12 protein-coding genes are annotated in these 13,154 nt (G+C 47.9%); 8 read left to right on the top strand and 4 right to left on the bottom strand.

Going from position 1 to position 13,154, the window contains the following annotated elements; genetic code table 11:
* The first annotated feature begins 28 nt into the window (after positions 1-28).
* From ACYQ8U_RS18020 to ACYQ8U_RS17985, 8 genes are all read left to right on the top strand, one after another.
* Complete coding sequence (locus ACYQ8U_RS18020) at positions 29-1,009, top strand: RluA family pseudouridine synthase (protein ID WP_459946955.1); 981 nt, start codon at positions 29-31, stop codon at positions 1,007-1,009.
* Positions 1,006-1,608: a dephospho-CoA kinase gene (gene coaE / locus ACYQ8U_RS18015; protein WP_459946954.1), complete on the top strand. Its 603-nt coding sequence runs from the start codon at positions 1,006-1,008 to the stop codon at positions 1,606-1,608. Before ACYQ8U_RS18020 ends, coaE begins: the two co-directional genes overlap by 4 nt.
* Before the next feature lie 543 nt (positions 1,609-2,151).
* Positions 2,152-3,402, top strand: coding sequence for a transcription termination factor Rho (gene rho, locus ACYQ8U_RS18010; protein WP_459946953.1), 1,251 nt, complete (start codon positions 2,152-2,154; stop codon positions 3,400-3,402).
* 149 nt (positions 3,403-3,551) lie between these two features.
* Positions 3,552-3,779: a 50S ribosomal protein L31 gene (rpmE, locus tag ACYQ8U_RS18005; protein ID WP_459946952.1), complete on the top strand. Its 228-nt coding sequence runs from the start codon at positions 3,552-3,554 to the stop codon at positions 3,777-3,779.
* Positions 3,780-3,893: 114 nt separating this feature from the next.
* The gene (prfA, locus tag ACYQ8U_RS18000; protein WP_459946951.1) at positions 3,894-4,964 is read left to right on the top strand and encodes a peptide chain release factor 1; all 1,071 of its coding nucleotides are present in this window, start codon (positions 3,894-3,896) and stop codon (positions 4,962-4,964) included.
* A gap of 67 nt (positions 4,965-5,031) precedes the next feature.
* Positions 5,032-5,901 carry a peptide chain release factor N(5)-glutamine methyltransferase gene (gene prmC / locus ACYQ8U_RS17995; RefSeq protein WP_459946950.1) on the top strand — a complete coding sequence of 290 codons (870 nt, stop codon included), beginning with the start codon at positions 5,032-5,034 and terminating at the stop codon, positions 5,899-5,901.
* Positions 5,902-5,920: 19 nt separating this feature from the next.
* Entirely contained in the window at positions 5,921-7,201 is a 1,281-nt protein-coding gene (gene murA, locus ACYQ8U_RS17990) for a UDP-N-acetylglucosamine 1-carboxyvinyltransferase (RefSeq protein ID WP_459946949.1), read from the top strand.
* Between the two features lie 79 nt (positions 7,202-7,280).
* Positions 7,281-7,874 (top strand): hypothetical protein, encoded by a 594-nt coding sequence (locus ACYQ8U_RS17985; RefSeq protein WP_459946948.1) that lies wholly within the window; start codon positions 7,281-7,283, stop codon positions 7,872-7,874.
* A 148-nt stretch (positions 7,875-8,022) separates the two neighbouring features.
* Here ACYQ8U_RS17985 and ACYQ8U_RS17980 read toward each other — a convergent pair whose 3' ends face one another.
* From ACYQ8U_RS17980 to ACYQ8U_RS17965, 4 genes are all read right to left on the bottom strand, one after another.
* Positions 8,023-9,720: a two-component system sensor histidine kinase NtrB gene (locus ACYQ8U_RS17980; RefSeq protein ID WP_459946947.1), complete on the bottom strand. Its 1,698-nt coding sequence runs from the start codon at positions 9,718-9,720 to the stop codon at positions 8,023-8,025.
* Between the two features lie 3 nt (positions 9,721-9,723).
* Positions 9,724-11,106 carry a sigma-54-dependent transcriptional regulator gene (locus ACYQ8U_RS17975; RefSeq protein WP_459946946.1) on the bottom strand — a complete coding sequence of 461 codons (1,383 nt, stop codon included), beginning with the start codon at positions 11,104-11,106 and terminating at the stop codon, positions 9,724-9,726.
* A 360-nt stretch (positions 11,107-11,466) separates the two neighbouring features.
* Positions 11,467-12,132 carry an HD domain-containing protein gene (locus ACYQ8U_RS17970; protein WP_459946945.1) on the bottom strand — a complete coding sequence of 222 codons (666 nt, stop codon included), beginning with the start codon at positions 12,130-12,132 and terminating at the stop codon, positions 11,467-11,469.
* Between the two features lie 212 nt (positions 12,133-12,344).
* Positions 12,345-13,106: an ATP-binding protein gene (locus tag ACYQ8U_RS17965; protein WP_459946944.1), complete on the bottom strand. Its 762-nt coding sequence runs from the start codon at positions 13,104-13,106 to the stop codon at positions 12,345-12,347.
* Positions 13,107-13,154 lie beyond the last annotated feature (48 nt).

Below are 13,154 nucleotides of genomic sequence, written 5' to 3'. Positions count from 1 at the left end.
CCACGACAGTCGTAGTCGAATCAATTGTATGGACTCTAAAGAAGCAGCTCCGGGCAGATCCAGAAGGTCGGACGACCATTTTCAGGTGACGATTGATGCTGGACTGACGGGGATGCGTCTTGACCAGTTCCTGTCTCATTATCTTCCTGCAGTATCCAGAAATCTGATCATTTCTTCAATCCGCAACGGCTTGGTTTTAGTTGATAATGTACAAAAAAAGAGCAGCTATCGCCTCAAAGAAGATGAGACGTTGACTGGTTCTATCGAAAGCAAACCAGCGATCGAGGTTCTTCCCGAACACATTGACTTCCCGATCCTCTATGAGGACGACGCACTGTTGCTTCTCTCAAAACCTCCCGGACTTGTCGTACATCCGGGCAGCGGCAATCACCATGGAACTCTTGTCAACGGACTGGTGCATCATTGTCAATCAATTGCCGAAGCGGGAGACACACTGCGACCGGGCATCGTCCACCGGCTTGACAAGGATACCTCCGGTATAATGGTCATTGCCAAAACCGACAGTGTCCATCAATTGCTGGTGGACAGCTTTAAAAACCGTCTGTTGCAGAAGGAATATCTGGCTTTGGTTCATGGCGTGCTCAAGGAGAAGACCGGGCGAATTGTCGCCTCAATCGGGCGTCATCCGGTGCAGCGCCAGAAAATGGCAGTGCGGGTTACCGGAGGAAAACATGCCGTAAGTTCCTGGCAGGTTGTTGGGGTACTGGCGAACAGATACAGTCTGGTGAAAGTAGGGATTGAGACCGGTCGAACGCATCAGATCAGGGTCCACATGGCCCATCTCGGTTGTCCTGTCGTTGGCGATAAAGTGTATGGTGCAGGAAAAGACAACAGCCTTTTTCCACGGCAGCTTCTGCATGCATCGAGGTTGATTTTTCATCACCCGATCACAGGGGTTCTTATTAATAAAAGTGCCGGGTTATGGCCGGATTTCAGTCAGATCCTCCGTGACCTCGGGTGGTCCGATGCCGTGGGGGAACAAGAGTGAATATTGCCGTAACCGGTAGTTTGGGAACCGGGAAATCGACTGTATCAAAAATTCTTGCTGCAACACTCGAAACCGAGCTGGTTGACACAGACCAACTGTGTCACCGGCAAATGTTGCCTGGGACCGAGGGATTTGAAGAATTTCGTCGTACTTTCGGTAAAAAGTTCCTCCAGAGCGATAACACTATCGATCGTCTGGCTCTGCGGCAGGCGGTTTTTGAGGATGAAGAGATCAGGATGCAACTAGAAAGGATTCTTCATCCGCTCGTCCAGAGGGAAGTATCCACCATTTGCAGAGAGTGTAAAAGGCGTGGAAAAATCCTCGTCGTGGAGGTTCCTTTACTCTACGAGGTCGGATGGCAAGATCAATTTGATGCCTCTGTCGTTGTCTATGTGCCTGAAAAAATTTGTATAGAAAGGGTGAGGGCGCGAAACGGAATGGCTGTCGAGGAAATCAAGCAGATCCTCAGAAGTCAGATGTCCATCGATAAAAAGCGGGACTGGGCCGATTTTATAATCGACAATTCCGGTACATTTGTCAGTACGGTGCAGCAGATCGCCTGGTTATCGAAAAAGCTTTCTAGAAAGTTAAAAGTCTAGTTATTCAATGATAATCGACCTACGCCGTTGTCAAAAAATAACATGGCCAAAGGGAAACCCCGAACGGCATAAGGAGCCGTAACGAAATGGGTGAAAAGGGTTGGGTTATTTCGTAACGGCTCCTAAATAGCTTGACAGTACAGAACTGAAAACGTATAAAAGAAACGATGATTTTGAAATTCAAATGCCTTTCATTGCTACATCGTTTCGTTGGATCCCGTTAAAATCACCCTGGAACAGATTGTTCCGACGATGGTGTCATGAAGATCTGCAGATTTCTCTTGTGTGGAGTCTCCACAGATCTGGCCATTTTTCCACTCTGTTTTTAAATCTAAGCGACGAAAAAGCTCAAAATAGTTTCTTGACAACCAGCCATGATTTCACTTGCTGTTGACTGGGCTTCGGTATTTTCCCAAGGCGCAGTCACGACAGACAAAATATAACCTACACCGGCAATATTGTATAACTCGTCCGCAGGATGAGCCTTACAATTGGTAACTCCCGAATATCCTGCCAATAATCCCACAAAGGAGAAGAAGATTAATGAATCTGGCGGAACTCAAACTGATGAAAATCGGTGAATTGGTACAGCTAGCACGTTCTTTAAAGATCGAGGGGTACAGTTCATTACGTAAACAGGAACTGATCTTTGCGATATTAAAAGCCCAGTCTGTCAAAGACGGAAAAATGCGTGGCAGTGGTGTCCTGGAAATCCTACCAGATGGTTTCGGTTTTCTCCGAGCGCCGGATTACAACTATCTGCCGGGGCCTGACGATATTTATGTTTCTCCTTCACAAATACGTCGACTGAATCTTCGAACCGGGGATACCATTGAAGGACTTGTCCGAGCGCCAAAAGAAGGGGAGAGGTATTTTGCTCTCTTGAAGGTTGACAGTGTCAATTTCGATCCACCGGATGCGGCTAAGCAGAAGACATTGTTTGGCAACCTGACGCCACTCCATCCAAATGAAGCCTTCAATCTTGAGTGGCAGCCGGATAACATGTCCATGAGAATCATGGATCTGTTTGCGCCGATAGGCAAGGGACAGCGAGGACTTATCGTTGCTCCCCCTCGAACCGGTAAGACCGTGCTGATGCAGAAAATAGCCAATTCCATAGTGAGAAACCACAAGGAGGTCTATCTCATCGTTCTGCTCATTGATGAACGTCCGGAAGAGGTGACGGAAATGACCCGGAGTGTCAAAACTGCCGAGGTGGTCAGTTCAACCTTTGATGAACCTCCGCAGCGTCATATTCAGGTTGCCGAAATGGTAATTGAAAAAGCGAAAAGGCTGGTTGAACACCAAAAGGATGTGGTTATTCTCCTTGATAGTATAACCCGACTGGCCAGAGCATATAATACAGTGACACCTGCCAGCGGCAAGATTCTTTCCGGTGGAGTCGAGGCAAATGCACTGCATAGACCAAAACGCTTCTTTGGTGCGGCAAGAAACATTGAAGAGGGTGGCAGTCTGACCATTCTTGCCACCGCTCTTATCGAAACAGGAAGCCGCATGGATGAAGTAATTTTTGAGGAATTCAAGGGAACTGGCAATATGGAGCTGGTTCTTGATCGAAAAATGGCCGACAAACGTATTTTTCCGGCGATTGATCTCAAACGTTCCGGGACCAGGAAGGAAGAGCTGTTGATGAAGCCAGACACCCTCAATCGGATCTGGATACTCAGAAAGCTTCTCAATACTATGAATCCTGCCGATTGTATGGATTTCCTGGTGGATAAATTGAAACATCAGAAATCGAATGCTGATTTCCTGGACTCGATGAATGCGTGATTTTTTGACGGTGCATCAGCAATGCACTATCAATTTATGTTGAAAAAATCCGCTGTTTGAGTAATATAACGGACTTGTTTCCTGAGAACATCGTAACAACATTATAAATTGAATATCGCTCATCATGATGAGTTGGAGGAATTATAGCTATGAAAGAAGGTATACATCCGGAATATCATAAAATTACTGCAACCTGTGCCTGTGGCAATGAAGTCGAGTTGGGGACGGTAATGCAAGAGATGAAGGTTGAGATCTGTTCTGCTTGTCATCCGTTTTTTACCGGTAAGCAGAAACTTGTCGATTCCGCAGGTCGTATTGAAAAATTCAAGCAGCGTTATGCAAATCATTATGCCAAGCTAGAGAAGGGCAAGGCTTAATTTCGACGTTTTTCCTTGTCGGAGCCCATCCCCGACTACCGAATTTTCTCATCTGTCCACAACGATGCAAGCCATGGTTGTGGACTTTTTTCTTTCTTCCTTCGAATAAACGCTATGTTTGAAAAATTTGCTGATCTTGAGGACAAAATTTCTCATCTGGAAGGCCGGTTGTCTGATCCTCAGCTGGTAAGTGATCAGAAGGAATATCAAAAAGTTGTTCGGGAACATTCTAATCTGACCAGACTGAACGAAAAGTATTTGGAATATATGAAAGTTCAGGGCGAGATCGAGGAAAATAGAAAAATCATTCACGATGAGGAGGAAGATCATGAGCTGAAAGAACTCGCTAAAGCGGAGCTTGAAGAACTTGCTGCCAAGGAGAAAAAACTGGACCAGGAGATGAAAATCATTCTCTTGCCAAAAGATCCCAACGACGATAGAAATACTTTTTTGGAAATTCGGGCTGGTACAGGAGGGAACGAAGCAGCTCTTTTTGCCGGCGATCTCTTTCGCATGTATTGCCGTTTCGCCGAAGAAATGGGCTGGAAGGTTGAGGTCATGAGTTCGAGTCCGCTCGGAATAGGCGGTTTTAAAGAGATTATTGCCCTGATAAGCGGCGATCAGGTCTATTCAAAACTGAAGTACGAGAGCGGTGTCCATCGGGTGCAAAGAGTCCCTGAGACGGAAACACAGGGACGGATACATACCTCGGCGGTAACCGTGGCGATTTTGCCCGAAGCTGACGAAGTGGATCTGAAAATCGACATGCATGAGTTGAAATTTGATGTGTTCCGCTCCTCCGGTCCGGGGGGGCAGTCGGTAAATACTACCGACTCGGCTGTGCGGGTAACCCATCTGCCCAGCGGACTGGTAGTTATTTGCCAGGATGAAAAATCACAGCATAAAAACAAGGCCAAAGCCTTGACTGTCCTTCGAGCCCGTCTGCTGGATAAACTGGAACAGGAACGTCATGATAAAATTTCCGAGAACAGAAAGAGCCAGATCGGCAGTGGTGATAGAAGCCAGCGAATCCGTACCTATAACTTTCCGCAGGGCCGAATGACCGACCATCGCATAAATCTCACCCTGTATAAACTTGATGCTATAATCAGCGGCAAGCTTGAAGATGTCATCTATCCTCTCATCACCCATGATCAGGCTGAAAAACTTAAGGCTATCCAATAAGTGCCATGCAGCAATATTTCGTATTTTGTCTGGTGACTGATCTGCAACTTCATTCCGTGCATGTGCAATGCGGCTGAGAGAACTGCTTCACTTCGGTGAGATGGAGTTGCGCGCTGCGGCGGTGCCGGAAGCGTCACTTGATGCCCGACTTCTTCTGCAGCACTGTACGGGAAAAAGGAGAACGGAGATTTTCCTCGAAGGTGAATCCGAGGTCGATCAGAATATTGAGGAGAGCTATCAGCTGCTGCTTTTACGCAGGAAAAAACGAGAACCAATCGCCTATATCCTCGGTGAACAGGAATTTTGGTCTTTGCCCTTTTTTGTCAGTCCGGATGTGCTTATTCCCCGGCCGGAGACCGAATTTCTTCTCGACCGGGTTTTTGCTCTCACTGATCCGGAAAATTTTCAAAAAGGATATATTCTTGACCTCTGCTGCGGCAGTGGCGTGATTGCCACGGTGCTCGGTAAAGAAACGGGAAAGACGATAGTTGCCTCGGATATTTCCAGAGAGGCCCTGGAGATGACCAGGAAAAACGCCCAGAGACATCATCTTCATGCCGCACCGATCCTTGTTCAGGGAGATCTTCTCTCCCCCTTTGCCGGACACGGCCAATTTTCCCTGATTGTCTCCAACCCACCCTATGTGAGCAGTGTTGACCTGGCGCAAAATCTCATGCCGGAAGTCGAGGCATATGAACCGCATCTGGCCCTTGATGGCGGAATACAGGGACTTGAGCGTATAGAAGAGATCTGTGACGCATTGCCGCTGGTTCTCCGTCCGGGTGGAGAATGTTTTATCGAGATAGGGGCAGATCAGGGGGAGGCGGTCAAAACATTATTTCAGAGAAATGGAGCAGGTCGGTCGGCTTTTCAGGTTGAGATACTTATCGATTATGCTGGACGTGATCGGGTTGTCCACGCTAGGCTGGCCCAATGAAAAGAGGATATTCTAGACCATGGAAAAACTGATTATCGAAGGTGGCAGGCCGCTGTATGGCGAGGTGAAAATCAGCGGTGCGAAAAATGCAGCCCTGCCGCTCATGGCGGCAACGCTCCTCGCTCCCGGAAGGCATATTTTACGTAATATGCCTGACTTGCGGGATACCCGCACCTTTATCCGTCTTATGGCAAATCTCGGTGTGAAAAGTGAACGAACCGGGAATGTGCTGGTTTTGGATACCACGGACATTCTCCACACCGAGGCCCCCTATGAGCTGGTAAAAACAATGCGGGCGTCGGTGCTTGTTCTAGGGCCACTTCTGGCGAGGTTCGGCAAGGCCAAGGTTTCGCTGCCGGGGGGCTGCGCCATCGGTGCGAGACCAATTAATTTCCATATAATGGGGTTGGAACGCTTGGGAGTCACCTGTAACCTGGAAGGAGGTTATGTCGATGCCGCTATCGAAGGACCGATGCGCGGCGATGTCATTTACTTTGATATTCCTTCGGTTACCGGAACGGAAAATCTCCTCATGGCATCGGTTCTCGCCGAGGGAACGACGGTTTTAAAAAATGCCGCGAAAGAACCGGAGATCGGTAATCTTGTCGACATGTTGAATGGCATGGGGGCAAACATTGAAGGCAGGGACACGGACAGATTAACAGTCCATGGCGTCTCTCATCTCTCCCCGGCGGATTGTTCGATAATTCCTGATCGAATCGAAACCGGCACCTATCTTATTGCCCTCGCGGCAACCGGCGGGGCTGGAACCGTGACCAACTGCAACCCCACCCATCTGCCGTCACTTCTCGAAAAGCTTCGTGACGTCGGACTGAGGATTACCGAAACCGATTCGACCATCAGCCTCGACTGGCCAAAACGGCAAGATAAACAACAACTGCTGGGCAATGTTGATATCAAGACCATGCCTTATCCAGGCTACCCGACCGATTTGCAGGCACAGTTTATGGCTCTGATGACCCTTAGCTCCGATACCTGTGTCATTAACGAAACTATCTTTGAAAACCGTTTTATGCACGTGGCAGAATTGCACAGAATGGGTGCCAGGATAAAAATTGATGGACACTTTGCCGTGGTAACCGGTCGGGGAATGGGTGGTTTGAGCGGGGCACCGGTGATGGCCACCGATCTTCGTGCCAGCTCTTCGCTGGTCATTGCCGGCCTGGCTGCCTCCGGTCGAACGCAAATCTCGCGTATTTATCATTTAGAGCGGGGCTATGAAAATTTAGTTGATAAACTTACCGGGCTTGGGGCAAGGGTCTGGAAAGAACAGGAATAACACGGTATAGTTTTATAGTCATCCAGCAAATTTTTTTTCTTTTCAACACATTACAGGGGTGTAGGAAAATCTTATTTTCGTGATTGATTTCATAAAAAAGCATAGAGAGAGAGTGGCTCTTCTCGGAGTAGGTGTAGCCTTCCTCATTTTTATCGGTGGCGGAATCTACCTCCAGAAACATAAACGCGAGAAAGTCCCTCTGTCGGCTGCTGCGGAGCGTGTGGAACTCAAGACCGGGCCTGAGCAAACGCAGCAAAGCCAAAGTTCGACGAAACCGCCTGCGACGAATACCACCTATTTTCTCAGGCCATCTCCAGAGGAGCTTTTCGAACATTTAGCGGCCATGGAAAATCTCAATGCGGATGTCATTGACAAAAAAATTTCCCAAATGCCGGTTCTCTGGCCGGCCTACTTTTTCGCCCTTCGACAGAGAGAAAATGGGCAGATGAGTGTAGTGCTGGATGTGTCGAAAGATGGCTTTGGCGTGGTGCTGGAAAGCGCTGTGGACCCGGGGCTCTATCCGCAGCTTCTCGAACTGGCCCGTGGAGAAAAAATATGGATCGGCGGAAAGATCCTGGCAGTCGATCCGGCTGGAACCGGCACGGTTTATCTTGAAACCGATCAGCTCAGAATCGGTGCCGAGCCTCCTTTTCTGCCAACCCATCAGCAATAGAAGACATCACTCAGCGGCCGTTACAAAATGTGGCGGCCATTTTCGCCCCTTTCGTTCCGCCTGCTTGTGCTTTTTCGAGCATTCCACGGCCGTGGTGTATTTTTAACCACGATTTATAGCCTGTTTGCAATACCGACAGCAGGGATTTTCAGGGTAGAGGAAGGGTTATGGTAAACAGTCCTCCTCCTGTCGCAGCGTTTTGCGCGACAACAGTGCCATGATGCTCCTCTATGGTCTGCTTGACGATCGCTAATCCCAGCCCGGTCCCATCCGCTCTGGTTGTAAAAAATGGTTCGAATATCTTTACCATCTGGCTCTCGACAACTCCCGGTCCATTGTCGCGAAATGAAATTGAAATTGCGTCGTGGTTCTGAGTGGTTTTCGTGTCATGGGCCGTAATGGTGATACGTTCATTACCTGCCGGACAAAAAGCCAGACCATTGTGAATAAAATGATTGAACACGGTAAACATCTGTTTCTCGTCCGCCCATATATCAAGCGTCCTGTTAAAGTCAAAAATGATCTGAGCTGTTGTCGGCCAGGCTGGATCTGCTCTCTGCACCTGCACCACTTCGTCCAGACAATTGCGCAGTGAAAACCAGTTACAATGACAGTGTTCAGGTCGTGAGAATCTCAGGAAATCTGAAATAGTTGTGATCAGCCGGTTTGACTCTCTCTGGATTATGTTGGTCAATTGAAAATTGGCGTAACTTTTCGCCCCTTCCTCCGAGAATTCTTTGGCCAAAACCTGGGCAGAACCCGATATGGCTGCGAGTGGGTTACGAAAATCGTGGGCGATACTGGCACTCATCATACCGATGGCGGCAAGTTTTTCAGTTTGTCTGACCTGTTGTTCCAGTTTTTCAATTTCGCTGATATCACGCAGGGTAATGATCTTGTGCGGCTTGGCAGAGGCTTTTTGTTCATTTTCCGAGCCTTGAATGATCATGTGGGCATAGCCGATGCGTGCTTTCGTTCCGTCATCTTTGAGAAAATCGGTGGTGAGTCGGTGGTTTTCTTCCGAGAGCTCCAGGTTTGGAAAAACGGCGGCCAACTTTTGGCCGATCAGCGTCACTGCCTTGTTGTGGCCGACTATGTTATCAACGGCAGCATTGGCTGAAGTGATGATGCCTTCGCCGTCGATGGTGATTATCCCGGTGGAGATATTATCGAATATTTGCTTATAGAGGATGGCTAGGCGATCAAAATTCTTCAAGGAATCGCTCAGCGCATCTTCTGTCTTCAGCAGGCGCTTGCCGAACATGGTACTGAGGATAGCCGCAAGAAAAAAGGTCAGACCGTGGACGGAAAAATTATTGAGGTTGGCCATGGAAGAGGTCGAGGGAATAACTACATATTCCAATATATAGGCGGGATAGAGTCTATAGGTTTCGAGAAAAAGAAGTGTGCCGAATAAAAGCGTGGCGGCGGCTGCGGCAACCAGTCCCCCTTTCCTCGGCAGGATGAGCCCGCCGGCGACAATGGGAAAAAAGAATACCGAGCTGAAGATGGAACTCGACGATCCAGAGAAGAAGACCAGGAGAGCTGCAAAGCAGGTATCGATGAGGATCTGGATAAAACCGAATCTACGCAGACTCCCCTGGTAATTGAGCAGGAAAGAAGCGGAAAAAATGGTTGTCAGATACACTATCAGGAGAAGCAGGATAAATAAATTGGCTGGAACTATGATTACATCAAACTCTGAACCCTGAAAGATATAGCTGACAGCCAGCAGCAAGGTATACAAAATTGTACGCAGCAGCAGCATCCAGAGCAGCTGATTCCTCTGGAGCTGATCGGTGCTTATCGTATTTTGGGTTCGGTCGAAAAGAAGGGGAGAATTCATGGATCAGATCAAACCATATTTCTTTACTTTATAACGCAGAGATCGAAAACTGATCTGCAGAAGCTCAGCAGCCTTCATTTTCGAATTGTTGGTTTTCGTCAAGGTATGTGAGATGAGTCGTTTTTCAAGATTTTCAATTATCTTTTCAATACCGAGATCATAGAGTTCCTCTTCACTTTCAGCGGCCTGCATCAGAGGATCGGTGGAGGAGAAGGAAGTCTCGTGCGGTGATTCCTTGATGCCGCCTGCAAAGGTGAGACTTTCCGGAAGGATAATATTCGAGCTTTCCAGAGCAACGCCCCGTTCAATTATATTTTCCAGTTCTCTGACATTGCCTGGAAAATTATAGTTCATCAGTACCTGCAGGGCGTAGGAGGATATCTCCTGAATTTCCTTGCCGAGCCGTCGGGAATATTTTTTTAGAAAATGATCAACCAGAATCGGGACATCATCTTTTCGTTCGCGCAGTGATGGCACGCGCAGCGGTACAACGGCAAGTCGGTAAAAGAGGTCTTCTCTGAACCTGCCCGCCCTGATTTCATCTTCTAGTATTTTGTTGGTAGCGGCAATGATCCGGACATCGATCCTTTTGGTTCGCGTCCCGCCAACCGGTTTGATCTCCCTTTCCTGAAGAACGCGAAGGAGTTTTGTCTGGATAATCGGCGTCAATTCACCGATTTCGTCGAGAAAGGCGGTGCCGTTGTTCGCTTCATCAAACAGGCCGGCTTTATCATGTATCGCCCCGGTAAATGCCCCCTTGACATGGCCAAAGAGCTCACTTTCCATCAGGTCTTCGGGTATGGCGCTGCAGGTGATGGGGACGAAGTTGTGCGAGGCAACCTTGCTGTGATCATGAATCGCCCGGGCGACAAGTTCCTTGCCCGTGCCTGATTCACCGTAGATAAGAACATTTGCCGGAGTGGGGGCAACACGCCTGATCATGTCGAATATTTTCAACATTTCCCGACTTTTTCCGATGATTTCGGGGAAAGCCGTGGTCAGTTCCTGTGATTTGCTGCTGTAGATATTTTTGTTGGTGGCTGATTCAATAACCGATTTGATTTCATCGACGTTAAAAGGCTTGCTGATATAATCAAAAGCCCCGTTTTTCATCGCCAGAACTGCATCATCCGGCGAGGCAAAAGCGGTAATGAGTATCATTGGCAGCTCCGGGGATTTCTCCTTCACTGTTTCCAGAAGTTCGATCCCGGTCATGCCGGGCATGCGGATATCACTGACAATGACGTCGACCAGTTGCTTGGCAAGCGTATCAAGAGCGTGTGCCCCGCTGTCTGCCGTAGTTACCTCATGACCATCTTTTTCCAGAAGAATTTTCAGGAAATCCCGCATGCTCCGCTCGTCGTCGACGATTAATACCGAGGCCATGACCACCTTTCTGAAAGAGTAACAAATTTTGATAATGTGTACGATGAAGCTGCACCCTGCCAATGTGCTAAAATCAAGTTTGTTATGATGATATATTAAATAACGGCAAGAGACAAGGTGCGGATACAGAAGTAATTGAGGAAAGAATGTGTGCTTGGCAATATTTTTGAGATTGTCTTTGGGAAAGGGAGAGATCCCGTTTGACAGGAAAAACGCTAGGGCAAGTATCTTCAAGAGATTATTTTCTTAGTTTGTAAAAGAAAAATAATCTCTTTCGGCTGGAGAGGGTTCACGTCAATGGTTTGTAAACCAGAGAACCGTGGGCTTGGCTACATTTTAGGCTGGTTGAGTTACGCGGTTTTATGGCAGCAGGGCAGCGGCAAGAGTTTTCGCCGACTCGGTCAATAGCTGTTGCTCTATGAGTTGCTTTGCTGCATCAATGTCTATTCGACGCTCTTTCACAGAGTCCTGGAGCTGATTGATGGTCAACGCGTCATGAACTATTCGTGCTTCCACGGAAGCATCTGGCGCTAGGCGGGCCTGGTCATCAAGAAGTCGGCAAATATCAACAATCATTTGCTCGCCGGCACCGACTTTTTGCAGGATTGACCGGGCGGCCTCCTGTCCTGTGTCGTGGAGGTAGGCGGCACAGAGGATGACAGCAAGGTTTCCTCCCTCTGCCTTGCCGATATTTTCTGCATGTCTGGCAGCAGTAGTGGCCTGACGAATGCTTTTGAAATCGGCGTGAAAGTGGCGTTTCATTTCAACCGCGACCTTGTCTTTCAGCAGGTCTTCTCTGGTACCCATAAATTCTTCGGGCAGGGTTCCCAGACACTGCTCGGCAAACTGGCAATAGGAAGCGCAGCCGAAATCCATTTTTGGATTAACCAGTCGATGTTGACAATGACTGCATTTTCTTGTGGTATCGTCTTTATAAAACTCAATAATAAAACCACATTTTGGACAGTTCACTTCAAAGATTGCATCATCTTTCCAGTACTTCATATCCTGGCCTGGGCATTTCATAAGAATTCTCCTGAAAATAGTGTTCGCCACATTTGTAATTGATCTGCGTAATAGAGAGTGGGCCAATGTTGCGCTCATTATAACGTGAATCGTGGCAATGCCTTTGATATAGGTCAAAAACAGGTTAAATATGATGATATTTTTAGGATCAACAAAAAAGGGAAATACCCTTTAAACGGTATTTCCCCCTCAGTAACACAAGGCAGCGGTAATTATAAAACGGGGCACTGTTCTTCCATCAGTTTTTTAACGGCGAGTACAGAAAGCGAATCATCGGGTAATTCGAGGAGGGAGCGACGCTCCATGTCGAATTCAAGCAGGGCGGCGTCGTTGGGGATAATACCGGCTATGGGCAGGCCGATTTCTTCAACTTCTGCAAGAAAAGCATCGCTGAGCTTTTCCGGGCCCCGGGTGACGACAATAGCCAGGTTTTTCACATCGAGCTTTAACCCCTTGAGCATGGTATAAATGCGTCGAACAGCCCGTAAGCCACGTAAGGAGTAATCGGTGACCAGATAGAGCATATCCACCCGTCCGCTGGTACGTCGACTGAGGTGTTCCATCCCAGCCTCGTTATCAACGATCATATATTTATAGTGAGCGCTGAGTTTGTCTGTGAAATTATTCAGGATGTTATTCACCATGCAATAGCAGCCCTGGCCTTCCTGCCTGCCCATAACCAGAAGATCGAAGGTCGGCCTTTCAATCAGTGCCTGTTCGACAAGAAGTTCGAGGTAATTTATTTTATCCATCCCGGAAGGGATACCTTGCGGGTCTTTCATGTAGGTTTCACGAATGTCACCAATTGTTTTCGGAACTTCCAGACCAATGGTTTCCCCCAGATTGCTGTTTGGATCAGCATCGACCGCAAGCACGGGAGATTTTCCTGATGCACTCATGTAACGGATAACCAGTGATGCCACAGTGGTTTTACCAACCCCGCCTTTTCCAGCAAACGCTATAACTTTACTCATACTTGTCTCCAATTAAATGATACAAAGCAAATGATTAGATTCATTTGC

Source organism: Desulfocastanea catecholica (genome assembly GCF_054657295.1).
Note: the sequence above shows the minus strand (reverse complement) of the source record. Positions and strands in the feature narration are given on the sequence as shown.